At 38.9% G+C, this 13,768-nt stretch carries 16 protein-coding genes; 2 read left to right on the top strand and 14 right to left on the bottom strand.

Going from position 1 to position 13,768, the window contains the following annotated elements:
* Positions 1–52: 52 nt before the first annotated feature.
* From psb29 to hemF, 3 genes are all read right to left on the bottom strand, one after another.
* Positions 53–724 carry a photosystem II biogenesis protein Psp29 gene (gene psb29, locus ANA_RS06980; protein WP_015079355.1) on the bottom strand — a complete coding sequence of 224 codons (672 nt, stop codon included), beginning with the start codon at positions 722–724 and terminating at the stop codon, positions 53–55.
* 94 nt (positions 725–818) lie between these two features.
* Positions 819–1,190, bottom strand: a complete 372-nt coding sequence (locus ANA_RS06975) for an STAS domain-containing protein (protein ID WP_015079354.1) — start codon at positions 1,188–1,190, stop codon at positions 819–821.
* 200 nt (positions 1,191–1,390) lie between these two features.
* Complete coding sequence (gene hemF, locus ANA_RS06970) at positions 1,391–2,437, bottom strand: oxygen-dependent coproporphyrinogen oxidase (protein WP_015079353.1); 1,047 nt, start codon at positions 2,435–2,437, stop codon at positions 1,391–1,393.
* A 382-nt stretch (positions 2,438–2,819) separates the two neighbouring features.
* On the opposite strand from hemF, the gene ANA_RS06965 reads away from it, so the two are divergent.
* Positions 2,820–3,266: a DUF6636 domain-containing protein gene (locus ANA_RS06965; RefSeq protein ID WP_015079352.1), complete on the top strand. Its 447-nt coding sequence runs from the start codon at positions 2,820–2,822 to the stop codon at positions 3,264–3,266.
* Here the strand turns inward: ANA_RS06965 and ANA_RS06960 are convergent.
* From ANA_RS06960 to ANA_RS06920, 9 genes are all read right to left on the bottom strand, one after another.
* A complete protein-coding gene (locus ANA_RS06960) occupies positions 3,263–4,006 on the bottom strand; it encodes a hypothetical protein (RefSeq protein ID WP_041457798.1) in 744 nt (247 codons plus the stop codon). The two genes, ANA_RS06965 and ANA_RS06960, sit on opposite strands and share 4 nt — an antisense overlap.
* 37 nt (positions 4,007–4,043) lie before the next feature.
* A complete protein-coding gene (locus ANA_RS06955; protein WP_015079350.1) occupies positions 4,044–4,853 on the bottom strand; it encodes a metallophosphoesterase family protein in 810 nt (269 codons plus the stop codon).
* Entirely contained in the window at positions 4,850–5,623 is a 774-nt protein-coding gene (locus tag ANA_RS06950) for a hypothetical protein (protein ID WP_015079349.1), read from the bottom strand. The genes ANA_RS06955 and ANA_RS06950 overlap by 4 nt, the downstream gene beginning before the upstream one ends.
* A 12-nt stretch (positions 5,624–5,635) precedes the next feature.
* Positions 5,636–5,971, bottom strand: coding sequence for a phosphoribosyl-AMP cyclohydrolase (gene hisI / locus ANA_RS06945; protein WP_015079348.1), 336 nt, complete (start codon positions 5,969–5,971; stop codon positions 5,636–5,638).
* Between the two features lie 103 nt (positions 5,972–6,074).
* Positions 6,075–6,722 (bottom strand): GTP cyclohydrolase I FolE, encoded by a 648-nt coding sequence (gene folE / locus ANA_RS06940; protein WP_015079347.1) that lies wholly within the window; start codon positions 6,720–6,722, stop codon positions 6,075–6,077.
* A 119-nt stretch (positions 6,723–6,841) separates the two neighbouring features.
* Complete coding sequence (locus ANA_RS06935; RefSeq protein WP_015079346.1) at positions 6,842–7,900, bottom strand: CobW family GTP-binding protein; 1,059 nt, start codon at positions 7,898–7,900, stop codon at positions 6,842–6,844.
* Between the two features lie 200 nt (positions 7,901–8,100).
* On the bottom strand, positions 8,101–9,111 hold the full coding sequence (hemB, locus tag ANA_RS06930) for a porphobilinogen synthase (protein ID WP_015079345.1): 1,011 nt from the start codon (positions 9,109–9,111) through the stop codon (positions 8,101–8,103).
* A 226-nt stretch (positions 9,112–9,337) separates the two neighbouring features.
* Positions 9,338–11,572 carry a glycosyl hydrolase gene (locus ANA_RS06925; protein WP_015079344.1) on the bottom strand — a complete coding sequence of 745 codons (2,235 nt, stop codon included), beginning with the start codon at positions 11,570–11,572 and terminating at the stop codon, positions 9,338–9,340.
* Between the two features lie 200 nt (positions 11,573–11,772).
* Entirely contained in the window at positions 11,773–12,003 is a 231-nt protein-coding gene (locus tag ANA_RS06920) for a NifU family protein (protein ID WP_015079343.1), read from the bottom strand.
* Positions 12,004–12,389: 386 nt separating this feature from the next.
* On the opposite strand from ANA_RS06920, the gene ANA_RS26835 reads away from it, so the two are divergent.
* Entirely contained in the window at positions 12,390–12,548 is a 159-nt protein-coding gene (locus tag ANA_RS26835) for a hypothetical protein (RefSeq protein WP_162471192.1), read from the top strand.
* Here the strand turns inward: ANA_RS26835 and ANA_RS06915 are convergent.
* Together ANA_RS06915 and psb27 are read right to left on the bottom strand one after the other, a co-directional pair.
* Positions 12,533–13,183 (bottom strand): DUF3386 domain-containing protein, encoded by a 651-nt coding sequence (locus tag ANA_RS06915; protein WP_015079342.1) that lies wholly within the window; start codon positions 13,181–13,183, stop codon positions 12,533–12,535. The genes ANA_RS26835 and ANA_RS06915 overlap by 16 nt on opposite strands.
* 168 nt (positions 13,184–13,351) lie before the next feature.
* Complete coding sequence (gene psb27 / locus ANA_RS06910) at positions 13,352–13,759, bottom strand: photosystem II protein Psb27 (RefSeq protein ID WP_015079341.1); 408 nt, start codon at positions 13,757–13,759, stop codon at positions 13,352–13,354.
* Positions 13,760–13,768: the final 9 nt, after the last annotated feature.

The following is a 13,768-nucleotide window of genomic DNA, read 5'->3' as shown; positions in this document are numbered from 1 at the left end:
ACATGGATATCCCGTTCCCAAATTATTTATTAGTACGGGATAGCGCTGATAGTTAGGCTTGCTTTAAAGCATCGCGTTTTTTCCGATCTGCTGTCAAAATATCTGCCATGACTATGAGTGCTTGCGCCATTTTTTCCAGGTTAGAACTGTATAGTTCTAAATCTTTGATGAGTTTATCTTCAGAGATATGTAACCCGTTAGAGATTGCTTTTAGTGCTTCAGCCCTTTGCTCATCTTTTTTGACAAGTTCAGGATCTGACTGGACTAATAATGCAAATAAACCAACGCCAAATAAACGACTATATTTAAAGTTGGAATTTGCGGCCACCGCTTCTAGTTGCTTTTGCAAATCTGCATCTTGATTGAGGGGACTTGCTTGACTTAAACTAGCAATCAAATCCTTAGCTGGTAAACTGGCAGCTAAAGCTTGCAATCTGGAGGCATCTTGTCGGTAGCTCTGGGGGTCTTGTTCCACAGCCTGACAGATTGCTCGGAAAATTGACTCTTTGTCCTGTTCTGGTTGGTAGCCATCCATGAAGCGGTCAAAAGTTGTGACAACGCCCAAGGCATAAATCGCATCGTAGCTAAAATCAACATTGACTGATAGTAGGTGCATTTCTACCATCAACTCTTCCACTACCCGGCGGTAAATAGTATTAATCGGCCTGGTATGAAGAGTGTAAAAGGTTCTTTTTGTATCAGATACTGTACGGACGTTATTCACAAAGAAAATTTTAGTAAAGACGTATTCCTGTTATCTAGTATGAACTAATCAGAGCTAATTAGCGAAAGTCAGATCAAAAAGGAGTTGATAAATCCTATGGACCAGTGAAAATCTGGTGCCGAGTCTCTAAAACCTGTTTTTCCGTCTCAAAGATTTCAAATACAGTATCCATCATTGTGACTTCAAACACCAGCTTGGCTTCTGGATGAACATTACAAATCCGAAAACTACCATTAACCCTATCAGCTTCACGCATCCCAGCTAATAAAGAAGTCAGCCCAGAACTATCAATAAAATTTACTTGGCCGAGATTGACAACAACATGAGGACTGTGTTTAGAAATACATTCCTGTAGCTTGAGACGAAATTGCCAAGCAGTAGTAATATCTAAGCGACCAGCGGGTGTCAATACCATAACGGTATGACCGTCTTCAGTTGTAAAGGTTTTTTGATCTATATTAATCACTGAACCGATACTTTTTTGCTAAGATTTGCTAATCAACACACTCACAAAGTCAGGAACTATCAATCCATATACAGAGGATGATACCTCATCCTTAGTGTAACTTAAATTCATAGTATTTGACGAAAATAACTGAGGATTGGGGATGGGGGATGGGGAAGAAAAATATTCTCCTCTGCACCTCTGCTCCCCTGTACCTCTGCTTATGCTTGACTTGGTTTCCAGTTTATCCAATCTTGCGGTTTTAGAAAAGTCTCATACAACTCAGCTTCAGGAGAATTAGGTTCTGGTTTGTAGCCATATTCCCAACGAACTAAAGGTGGTAGAGACATGAGAATTGATTCTGTGCGGCCGTTGGTTTGCAGTCCAAAAATTGTCCCTCGGTCATAAACCAAGTTAAATTCTACATATCTACCACGACGGTATAATTGGAAATTACGTTGGCGATCGCCGTATTCCATCCCCTGTCGGCGTTCCGCAATTGGCGCATAAGCAGGTAAAAATGCCCCAGCACAGTCTTGAACTAAAGCAAATATATCTTCCCAACTCCGTGACGGTAATTGACCTACCTGATTACTATAAATAGCTGCGTCCCCATGAGGATCCGGGCCGCGATAGATAGAACCTTGACCATCTTGGTAATCTAAAAATAAACCACCAATTCCTCGTGTTTCATCCCGATGTTTCAGATAAAAATATTCATCGCACCACCGCTTAAACACAGGATAATACTCAGGATGGTGTTGATCACAAGCTTGTTTAAAAGTGTTATGAAAATGTTTTGCATCTTCAGCAAAGGGGTAATAAGGTGTTAAATCCGCACCTCCACCAAACCACCAAACTGGACCTGCTTCAAAATAGCGGTAATTTAAATGGACTGTAGGTACATAAGGATTTCGTGGGTGCAACACCAAAGAAGTACCCGTTGCATAAAATCCATGTCCTGCTGCTTCTGGACGTTGGGCTAAAATTGAAGGAGGTAAATGAGAACCCCAAACTTCAGAAAAATTTACCCCTGCTTGTTCAAAGATCGCCCCATCCCGCAGGACACGCGATCGCCCACCACCCCCTTCTGGACGCTGCCAACTATCTTCCTGAAACGTCCCCAGACCATCTAATTTCTCTAAACCTTGGGTAATTTCATCCTGCAGATTCTGCATAAACTGACTGACTCTAGCCTGGGCATTCACACCAGGGAGAACATCAGATGAATCTTTTGAGATAGTGGGGGTTTGCGCGTTGGTTAACATAGATTCCCGAACCTAAAATTACAATTTCTAAACAATTACAAATTTTTGTTGTCAAAACTTCTCAGCAGCGAAAGTCACAAATCCGGCTTAATCTGCCAAAGAAGTTTGCTATTATCCGTCAAAACACCTTTAAATATCCATTGGCACGGAATTTACTCCAACTTACACATATCATATCTAAAGACCCGTTTTCACAGTTATAGAAATAATCTTATTATTCTCAATACCTTCGCCATTTTTTGCTTTGTTGGATTAAGCGACAGCGCAACAAATACGCATTTGTGGGGTTATGGCTTTGCCACACTATGGCTAACGCCTCCGTACCATTTGCCGTGCGAATGTAACCGTTTCCCAACCCAACCTTTTCAGATATGATCCAATTATGTATAAACAATTGATCAAACCAATTATCTTTGTAGTTACCAGCATAGTAACTGTCTTGCCACAGGTAAGTATTGCTGCACCAAAAGGGTTTCAATCCCCCAGTGGTAATATGTTTTGTGAGCTAATTCCAGGAGCAAAGAATAGTTTAAGGTGTGAAATCAATACTTCGCTAAAACCCAAACCGCCTCAACCTTACCCTGGATATTGCGGGTTTGATTGGGGAATGGGTTTTTTGTTACCTGCTGATGCTAGACCAGAAATTTTGTGTATTAGTGATACTGTCGCTGATAAAAATAAACCCGTTTTGGCTTATGGACGGACTTGGAACAATGGTGGTTTTAAGTGTGTTTCCCAAAAAACTGGTTTAACTTGTACTAATAGTAATGGGATTGGCTTTTTTCTCAGTCGGGAAAAATGGCGAGTATTAGGTCTTTCTAGACCTTAGTTACAAATCTGCCGCTTTTGAAAACCCTTAGCTTGTCCGTAATACACGGTTTTAAACTTCACCTGATTTGTCCCAGGATTGTAGAGAGTATATGTTGCTTCTCCTGGAGTCCGTCCTACATTTCCCACACCAATCACTTGACGAGGGTTAATATTGACAGTTTGTGGAGACAATTGATGATCAAGAGTAGTGATTTCACTGCTAATAGAACCAGCTTGTAACTGATACTGAAAAGTTAACCCAGAACGACCACAAAATAGGTTATTTGCTTGCATTCTTGATAATCTATCTAGCATTTGAATAGGGAGAGTATCGGGAGTAAGTTCATCATTTACACCTGCTGTCGAACCGTGTATTAATAAACAATCTAATTCAAAAAAACCAAAATCCAAGTTTCTCAACCATTGTACTGTCTGACGGGAAACACAATCCCACAACATCTGCACAGTATCACCACCATATTTTGCCAGTAATTCCGGTGCGTCTCCAGTCGGACCTAAACCATGTAAAATCAAACACTGTTCTTCCCACCATCCCTTACAAACCATTGGTTCTAATTCACCCCGTCGCGGTGATTTTACCCTTTCCACTAACTGTTCACATTCTCGCCTTGGACCGACTAAATCACCGATAATATATAATACCTCTATGTAACGGCTTTGCAGCTTAATATCAGCTATCACAGCTTCATAGGCTGGCAAATTTCCTTCAATTCCACTCAATATTGCCCACATAGTCAATTTTGGATTTTAGATTTTAGATTTTGGATTAGTTCTTTTATCTGGTACAAACATGAGTTGGATCTTCTGCCCGTTCAGCATACTCTAAGCCATGCGCTAAACGCCAAGCAAAGATTTCTGGTAATCCCTTTTCGATAATTGCTGCACAGGTTTTTTGATAATCATAGGTAACTTCCCGCAAAGTTACCCCTTGAGTATCAGTTTCATAAATTACATAAGTTGCATTTGGTCGTCCATGTCGAGGTTCTCCAACAGAACCAACATTAACAATCTTTTTCAGCGCAGATGAAAAGTTAATTTTCCGTGATTCTGCTGGATTATTAACCTGAACTTGTAACTCACCAGCATTAAGATTACGAGTATAGGGAACGTGAGTATGTCCACAAAATAGCACATCTGCACCTGTGGAAAGTACCCTTTCTAAAGCGACAAAAGCATCCAATTCAGGTAATAAATATTCATGGTTGCTATGGGGACTACCGTGAACAAAGGCTAAGTTTTGCCATTGGAGACTATGGGGTAAATTGGCCAAAAATTCCCGGTTTTCCGGGTGGATTTCCTGATTTGTCCATTGGTGAGCCTTTAGTCCTCTTTTTTCTGCCAATATTGAAGGATAACTACAATCACAAGCATTCAATCCTTCCACAATATCTTTATCCCAACAACCAGCGCAGGTAGGAATATCCAAGGAGCGAATTTGGTTAATTACCGCATTAGGGTGGGGTCCATATCCCACTAAATCACCAACACAAAATATTTTTTCAGCTTTTTGATTGTCAATATCTAATAATACAGCATCTAAGGCTTCGTAATTACCATGAATACATGACATGACAGCTATTTTCATACTTGTTGACCTTCTAATAAAATTTGTTGTACTTGTTGTTGATATTGAAAAATCATGGACTCAGATAAACAGCAATCTGATAATGTTGCTTTTAAAGCGGTTTCATTTAAGTTTTTTCCGGCTATTTCTATGCCACTAAATCGCTGAGGTCTACCTTCTAAATACCTTGGTACGTTTAATTCTAAAAAGTCTGTTTGGGGAACACCAGAGACAAAATCACAGGAAAGAGAACGTCCATCATTAACATCGAAAATTGCCTTAGCACGGGTAACAATCCCATAAGCGCCGTGAGTTATTTCATACCAAAATTCATCTAAACTATTTTCATCAATTACTTGCCCCGTAGTTTCTACCCGCCATAAATTTTCTACAATTATAGTTGGAACTGGTGCGCCATAGATAATTTCATCTGCCCAACTATCATATTCAGAGTTTTTTAACTCCTCTGGAATAATTGCTATAGCGTGGTAAGTGAGATGATCTAATATTTTTGATATCCTATTTAACTCTAGATAAGAACCTAATTCAACATAAACACTATCTGCTGTGGGAATGTGATATAGAAATTCAATTTCTTGACCATCACCAAATATTTTCAGATCAGGAAATTCAGTAGCTATTTTAGTTTGATCAATGGGAATATTCCCCGTTCCTGGAGAAAAATAAATTACTTTTTCAATAGATTTAATATCTCGAATTTGTTGACAGATCCAGGTAGTTTTTCCAGATCCAAATAATCCAGCGACAACGGTAATAATTGGTAAAGTCATAATCAATATAAATTATAATTTATGAGGTAAAATTCCCACAGAATTAAAAAAACAACTTCTTACTCCAGTATGACAGGCAATATCACCAACTTGCTCAATTTTGATGAGAATTGTATCACCATCACAATCATAAAAAAGCTCTTTTACCTTTTGAATATGTGTAGATGTTGCCCCCTTATGCCACAACTGAGAACGGGAACGACTCCAATAATAAACTTCACCTGTAGCCAGGGTTTTTTGAATTGATTCTGCATTCATCCAAGCCATCATTAAAACAGTACCATCGAGATAATCTTGAGCTATAGCTGGAATTAACCCTTGCTCATTAAATTTCAAATTTCCAATCATGATAACTTATCCCTTTTTATCTGCGTTTATCTGCGTTTATCTGCGTTCAAATATCAATATAATGTAGAGATAAAAAATCTCTTATCTCTACATCACACAAAGCCTATTTAAAATTAGCACTGTGGCGAATTAAATTCATAAATTCTTCACGAGTGCGTGCGTCTTCAGAAAACACACCACGCATAGCACTGGTAACAGTCCAAGAACCTGGTTTTTGCACTCCTCTCATCACCATACACATATGAGTTGCTTCAATTACCACTGCAACCCCTTGAGGTTTGAGTAAACCTTGCAGTGCATTAGCAATTTGTAAAGTCAGCCGTTCTTGCACTTGTAAACGTCGAGCATACATTTCACAAATGCGGGCAATTTTTGATAATCCTATGACTTTACCATTAGGAATATAAGCGATATGAGCGCGGCCAATGATTGGTAATATGTGGTGTTCACAGGAACTGAAAAGATCAATATCCCGGACTAAAACCATTTCATTTGCATCTTCTGTAAATACTGCTCCATTTAGCAGTTCATCTATAGATTGATCATATCCACTTGTAAGAAATTTTAACGCTTTAACAACTCTTTTGGGAGTATCTTTTAATCCCTCACGGTCTGGATTTTCTCCCAATCCAATCAACAAAGTGCGTACAGCTTGTCTCATATCAGCTTCTGTTACAGTTGGTAATTCTTGCTGATATAAGGATGAAATGTCAGCAGTAGAATTTAGCTCTGGACGAATAGATAAAGTCATTTTTTTAGGTTAATTGGGATGATTTATGAGCAAAGTTAATAGTTTCATAAACTATATCTATAAATAGCTATTAACTAAATTTGATTTGATGAATTTGAGAATTAATGAAGACTTTTAAACTAAAATAACAAACATTCGTTAAGTTTTGTATGAATCTCACTAGCCTCCAATTTTCTACCAATAAAAACTACCTGATTTTTAGGTTGATTAGGCCATTCGTCAGCGTGCAAAGTGTAACGAGGTCCACTGAGTTGAAAGATATGACGCAACTCACTATCACTAAACCATAAAATTCCTTTAGCACGAAATACATTTTTCGGTATTTCTTCAGTCAAAAAATGCTCAAATTTATGGACATTAAATGGTTTATTACTTTGGAAAGAAATTGAAACAAACCCATCATTATCTAAATGATCGGAGTGATGATGATGTTCATGTTTATGGTCATGTTTATGGTCATGTTCATGTTCATGTTCATGTTCATGTTCATGGTTATGACGATCTTCATCATCAGTGACAATATACTTATGTATTGGTGTTAAACTCACATCTAAAATCAATGGTAAAGCAACTTCACCATATTGAGTATGTAAAATTTTCGCTCCGCTTTTGACATCATGGATAAAATCTTCTAATTCTTGTATTTTTTCTGGCTTCACAAGGTCTATTTTATTGAGGAGAATAATATCTCCATAGGTAATCTGTCTTAAAGCTGCTTCACTATCGAAATGTTTTTCATCAAAGGCTTCAGCATCTACCACTGTAATAATTGAATCTAGGTTAGTTAAATCCCTCAATTCTGTTCCCAGAAAAGTTAAAATGATTGGTAAAGGATCAGCAACACCTGTAGTTTCAATAACTAGATAATCAATGGGATCTTCTCTTTCTAGAACTCGATAAACTGCATCAACTAAACCATCATTAATTGTACAACATATACAGCCATTACTAAGTTCCATCATAGCTTCATCTACAGAAATTAGTAATTGACTATCAATGTTAATATCACCAAACTCATTGACGAGGACAGCGACTTTTAAATCTTGTTTGTTTTGAAGAATCTGATTTAAAAGCGTAGTTTTACCACTTCCTAAAAACCCTGTAATTATACTTACTGGCATTCCGCGTTTGGGTATTTCAGGAATTGCATTTTTTGCGTTTAAACTGATTGTATTCATCTGAAAATCTGGGTTTTACTTGACAAAAAAAGTACGGTAAAAGTGAATTTTTAAGACAAGTTTTTCCTTGTCATACTGAATAAACTGACCATAGCTAACAAAAATGATAACCGTTATCAAGTTAACACAAAAAAAGTCTGAATGTAAATGATTTTGTCATTTATTTGCCAAAAAATCTTTGCCACTTCCTGAATAGAACCTTAACTCAACATCAAAGCCACTTCTTTGGCAAAATAAGTTAAAATTAAATCAGCACCAGCCCGCTTCATACTGGTTAAAGTCTCTAAAATCACCTTTTTCTCATCAATCCAACCATATTGAGCAGCCGCTTTAATCATGGCGTATTCACCACTCACGTTATAAGCTGCGACTGGTAAATTTGTAGCTGCTTTTACCTGACAGATTATATCTAGATAAGCTAATGCGGGTTTGACCATAATGATGTCTGCACCTTCAGCAATATCCAATTCAATTTCCTTTAAAGCTTCTTTCGCGTTAGCTGCGTCCATTTGATAGGTTTTTTTATCGCCAAATTTGGGGGCAGAATCCAAAGCATCCCGGAATGGTCCATAATAGGCAGAGGCATATTTTGCGGAGTATGCCAAAATCCCTACATTGATATAACCTTCAGCATCTAAAGCCGTGCGAATTTCCCCAATTCTACCATCCATCATATCAGAAGGGGCAACAAAATCAGTTCCCGCTTCTGCTTGGGAAAGTGCCATTTTTACTAACACTTCTAAAGTTGGATCATTGAGAATTTTGCCATTTTCATCAACCAAACCATCATGACCATGAGTAGTAAAAGGGTCAAGAGCTACATCAGTAATAATCAAGATTTCCGGGACTGCTTTTTTAATAGCTTTAACAGTTTCCTGGATTAATCCCTCTGGGTTGTAGCTTTCTGTACCTGTGTCGTCCTTTTTATCTTCTGGGATAACCGGGAAAAGCGCAACAGCATTAATTCCTAACTGTGACACTTCCGCAATTGCTTCCAGGAGTAAATCTAGAGAATAGCGATAACATCCTGGCATAGAAGCAATTTCTACTTTTTCTTCTTCCCCCTCCATAACAAACATGGGATAAATCAGATCATCCACACTTAAAGTAGTTTCCCGTACCATTTTCCGTAAAGTTTCAGTCCGACGGAGACGACGAGGACGCTGAGAAAGATGCAAGAGGTTATCCGTAGACGAGTTTTCAGACGACATAATATAACTCACCAAAAATGATAATCATTATTATAAATCATCTTGTACAAAACCCAAAAACTGCCCGAAAATGGCCAAGAAAAAATCCGCATGAAGACGGCTGAACAAAGATTCTAGTCCAACTTTCACCAAAAATACAAAATATAACTCTTCCTTTGCGCCTTTGCGCCTTCGCGTGAGATAAAAAATTTAGACTCCCGATCAAAAAAACCGGGAATCATCTCCACTAAGGAACATCAATCGGAATCAAACCATTTTCCGGCACATAACCAGAAAAACAACCATCATCAGAAGACACCAAAATCAACCGCAGAGGATAATCTGGAGGGACTTGCAAATCAGCCCAGGGTACTGCTATTTCTAAACAAGAACCTAACGCAACTTGGGCGCGAGTAGCACGAGGATACCATAAATGATCGTCTCCTGCTGCTCGAAACTGCACAGATTGACTGAGTAAATTCACTTCTAAATGATGGTGAAATAGATAATTTAAAGGTGCGCTGTCCGGTACTTCTGCTAGAGGTATGGAACTATTCACCATTGTTCTATCTGGATAATACCAAAGTAGGTGTAAATCTGGTGGTAAATCCTGACCGGGAACAGCGCCAGTTTTAAAATCTACTCGCACATAAAAATTCAAATGGTCTACCCCATACCATAAACGTTGAATAGTGCTGCTATTGTGCATTGTTCCCCTTGCACCACCAACTTCAATGCGTCCGGCTTTATCCCAATCCTGTTCATCACCTTTACCATCTATGATCGGATGAATAAAGCCTTGTGGTTTATGGTCTGCACGGGCTTCATGGATTTCCAGCGGAGTGTGCAGATATGGGGGTATGGGTTCATTTAAGGCTTTGTAAATGCCATAGAGATGTTCCCGAAATAATTGGTCAAAAATGGCATCTTGATTGGAAGAATGTCCTTCTCCAAACCACCAAAACCAGTCTGAACCTTCAGCAGCGTATAATGCTTCCCAAGCTGCGGGATTGTTTTCTTCTGTGGCTTCGGGATGATTTGCTAAGACTTGTCTGGCTGCGGTGAGATAGTCCCAGGCGCGGTTTTTAACTGGATCGCCGATCCATGTGGTAAAATTGCCATCTACCCAAGAACCGCTATGGAGTTGTGCAGCGGGAATAGTTGCGGTGGGTGGGTGTTTTTCAATGAATTCGGAAACAGTGACAAGTTTGATATTGGATTGATTACTCAAACTTTCGTATAATGTTTCTAGGAATTCTTTCCCATCTTGGGGATAAAATTCCCAACAATTTTCCCCATCTAGGGCAATTGTAACTAACCAAGGTTGATCGTCGTTACTTTCTTTTTGTTGTTTAGCAATAGCTTGCAAATGTCCCACTAAATCTGCTGCGGCTTTTTTTGCTGGCATAGACCCGTAGGTAAAGCCAATTAAATCTGATAGTCTATGATCACGGAAAACAATCGCCACTTCACCTGCTGGAGTTTGCAGACGATAGGGACGATAAAGTAATTCTGGTTCTTGGACATTTCCCGCAGCGTCACGATGAAAAAAGTGTTTTAATGACCAACCTAAAACGGCTTCATCTGAACAAATCCATTTAAAGCCTTGTTTAATAATATACGGTAAGATTTCTGGACTAACGGACTGTTCGGAAGGCCATAAACCTCTAGGATCTTGTCCAAACCTATCTATATATAAATCCCAGGATTTTTGTAAATGTCGAGGAATATCTTCCACCCACTGAAACCGCTGTTTAGGTAATGTCATTTGTGGCACAGCTACCCGTCCGGCGTTAGTATCAGCCAATAAAGGTAAAATCGGGTGAGTGTAGGGAGTCGTGGTAACTTCTAATTGTCCACTGTCCTGCATTTTCCGATGTTGGGGAATAATCTGGCTGAGAATTTGCCGTTGTTTGGAATAAATGCGCTGGCGATCGCCTAAACTAAAATTACGTCCTTGTGCTAACCATGCAGCAATTTCTGGATCATTCCAGAATAAAGGATCAATCCAAGCTAAATTATGCCAAGCTAATAAATCACCATAATCTGACAACTGCCAATTTGCTAAACACCAACTTTGTCCTTGTTCCTGTCTTTGATAATATAATTCGGCATAACGAGGATGAGGATCAATCAAAGTATGATGGTTAGCATCAAAGAAATGTTGAACAATAAACTCCTTTTGTTCACGAGTCAACTTTTCTACCGGCGTTAAACTAGCAGTTAAATAAGGGTCAAAAGCCGTACCTGCAACATAATCTTCTATTTGCAAGATTAATGAAGGCACTAAATTCACAGTTTGGTGCAACTTAGGATACTTCTCTAACAATAATACTAAATCCAAATAATCCTTAGTTCCATGTAACCGTACCCAAGGCAAGCGATATTGCTGACTAGTCACCAAAGAACTACCATTTTCAGGAGACTTGTACAACGGTTGATGTTGATGCCAGATAACCGCAACGTGCAAAGGATGAGACATAGAGTTTTTTAAAGAATAGGGAACAGGGAAGAGGTAGGGAAGGTATAGGAAGGTAGGGGAGGTAGGGGAGGTAGGGGAGGTAGGGGAGGTAGGGGAGGTAGGGGAGGTAGGGGAGGTAGGGAGAATATTTATCTTTCCTATTGCTCAGTCCCCAGTCCCAATTACCCAGTCCCCAATCCCCAGTCCCCATTACCAGTGATTTAGATGATTTGTTCTATCTCAGAAATTTCGGGAATCATTTCTTTGAGACGGCGTTCAATTCCCATTCTCAGAGTCATAGTAGAACTAGGACAAGAACCACAAGCACCCTGTAATCGGAGCTTAACAATTGGTCCATCCAATTCTACAATTTCCACGTTACCACCATCAGAAATGAGATAAGGGCGCATCTCGTCTAATACGGTTTCTACATTTTCTAGCGTTAGTTCCATTCTTTTAGACCTGCTTAGTAAATAAATTGGTAATTATCCAAGTTGCTAATTATCTAGTTTAGGCTGGAAATGGATAATTGGTTAGTTGTTAGTAGGGGCGAAGCATTTGGAAGATAAATTATCGGTCATTGCCAAAAATAGTTCTCCAAATGCTTCGCCCGTACAGTTGTTAGCATTTGGAAGATAAATTATCGGTCATTGCCAAAAATAGTTCTCCAAATGCTTCGCCCGTACAGTTGTTAGCATTTGGAAGATAAATTATCGGTCATTGCCAAAAATAGTTCTCCAAATGCTTCGCCCGTACAGTTGTTAGCATTTGGAAGATAAATTATCGGTCATTGCCAAAAATAGTTCTCCAAATGCTTCGCCCGTACAGTTGTTAGCATTTGGAAGATAAATTATCGGTCATTGCCAAAAATAGTTCTCCAAATGCTTCGCCCGTACAGTTGTCAGTTGCAAAAGAATATTTTTCTCCCCTGCCTCTTGCCTCTTGCCTCTTGCCTCTTGCCTCTTGCCTCTTGCCTCTTGCCTATTCCAGTAGCTGAATATGGGAATAAACAAACTCAGTAATTGATTGAGGAGTTGTAGTTTTTCCATCTTCATATTCTGCGACCACCTGCTTCGTTAAAATGTAATGATTACCAAATTTTTGATATGTATCTGTAAATTTGAGAATGCTATTAATATCACCTGTATGCGAGTTACGAAAAACCACATCATAAGCAGAAGGGATATAACCGGAGTCTGTATCTAGGAATTCCCCAGAATTAATCTCCAAAGCCATCCGACTCATTACCCGAACTTCCTGATATATTTTTTGGTTACGGATTTGATAGTGAGAATCAGTATTTTCACTTTTTACAAAAACCGTAACTGCATCTTTTTCGGCTATTTCACCCAAACTAAACTCATGTTGACGGTAAAAACTTTGAAAATCGCTTCTTTGACAGCGGGTAATTATTTCCTGTAACTGAATATCAATTCCGGCTTCTATTTGTTTATCTGCAACTCCTGTAATTTCTACATTCAAGTTACGATTAATCTGAATTTTACCAGTATAAACTTCATCTTCCTGTAACAGTTGCACATCGGCAGCATAACCAGGAAAGTGTTCATCCCAAGTGTAACGACTTTCATAAGCAGTTTGAAATAAAATTTCTGCTGTTGACTGAATTGCCATATCACCACTTTGACTGCGCTTTTCTAACAGTTTAATTCAAGATAACTAAAGTTGGGGATCTTTGGGTTTGAGAGATCCCCTGATTCGCATTCTGACTTTGTTAATTCCTGCTTTCAAGGAAGTTTGTATTTAATTGTAGTTATTAAAAAACAATCCTTGAAAAATAGATTAAGCACCACGTCGTAACGATGCTTCTACTTGTTTAAATTCTGCATCTAGACGTTTTTTCAGCTTTTCAGGAACGGGACGATTAGGATAAGAACTGTAGTGTCCTGCAAGGGAATTTAGGGCTGTTCGCATAGTTGTAAAAGAGCCAAGAGTTGCAACAGAAGTATTCCGCTGGTAGCGAGCCGAAAAGTCATTGATTTTTAGACGGGCTTCTGCTTGAAGGGCGGCTTTATCGGGAGAATCTTGTGGTAATTCTAGGGCTTGTTTCAAAGTATTGACTACAGCTAAGGTATCTTGACGATAATCCCCAGTTAAACTATCTGGACTACCACCACCACAGCCAACCAAACCGACAACTAACACTAAAACTAGAGAAAGCAGACGCGACCAATAGCTTTTCATAAGCATTAAGTAAAA

It is taken from the genome of Anabaena sp. 90, from assembly GCF_000312705.1.
Taxonomy (GTDB): domain Bacteria; phylum Cyanobacteriota; class Cyanobacteriia; order Cyanobacteriales; family Nostocaceae; genus Dolichospermum; species Dolichospermum lemmermannii.
Note: the sequence above shows the minus strand (reverse complement) of the source record. Positions and strands in the feature narration are given on the sequence as shown.

Coding starts and splice junctions, on each gene's coding strand:
- ANA_RS06965 (WP_015079352.1), top strand. CDS start 2,820: ATGTATAAACAATTGATCAAACCAATTATCTTTGTAGTTACCAGCATA.
- ANA_RS06925 (WP_015079344.1), bottom strand. CDS start 11,572: ATGTCTCATCCTTTGCACGTTGCGGTTATCTGGCATCAACATCAACCG.
- ANA_RS06955 (WP_015079350.1), bottom strand. CDS start 4,853: ATGAAAATAGCTGTCATGTCATGTATTCATGGTAATTACGAAGCCTTA.
- psb27 (WP_015079341.1), bottom strand. CDS start 13,759: ATGCTTATGAAAAGCTATTGGTCGCGTCTGCTTTCTCTAGTTTTAGTG.
- hemB (WP_015079345.1), bottom strand. CDS start 9,111: ATGTCGTCTGAAAACTCGTCTACGGATAACCTCTTGCATCTTTCTCAG.
- ANA_RS06915 (WP_015079342.1), bottom strand. CDS start 13,183: ATGGCAATTCAGTCAACAGCAGAAATTTTATTTCAAACTGCTTATGAA.
- folE (WP_015079347.1), bottom strand. CDS start 6,722: ATGACTTTATCTATTCGTCCAGAGCTAAATTCTACTGCTGACATTTCA.
- hemF (WP_015079353.1), bottom strand. CDS start 2,437: ATGTTAACCAACGCGCAAACCCCCACTATCTCAAAAGATTCATCTGAT.
- ANA_RS06920 (WP_015079343.1), bottom strand. CDS start 12,003: ATGGAACTAACGCTAGAAAATGTAGAAACCGTATTAGACGAGATGCGC.
- ANA_RS06950 (WP_015079349.1), bottom strand. CDS start 5,623: ATGACTTTACCAATTATTACCGTTGTCGCTGGATTATTTGGATCTGGA.
- ANA_RS06935 (WP_015079346.1), bottom strand. CDS start 7,900: ATGAATACAATCAGTTTAAACGCAAAAAATGCAATTCCTGAAATACCC.
- hisI (WP_015079348.1), bottom strand. CDS start 5,971: ATGATTGGAAATTTGAAATTTAATGAGCAAGGGTTAATTCCAGCTATA.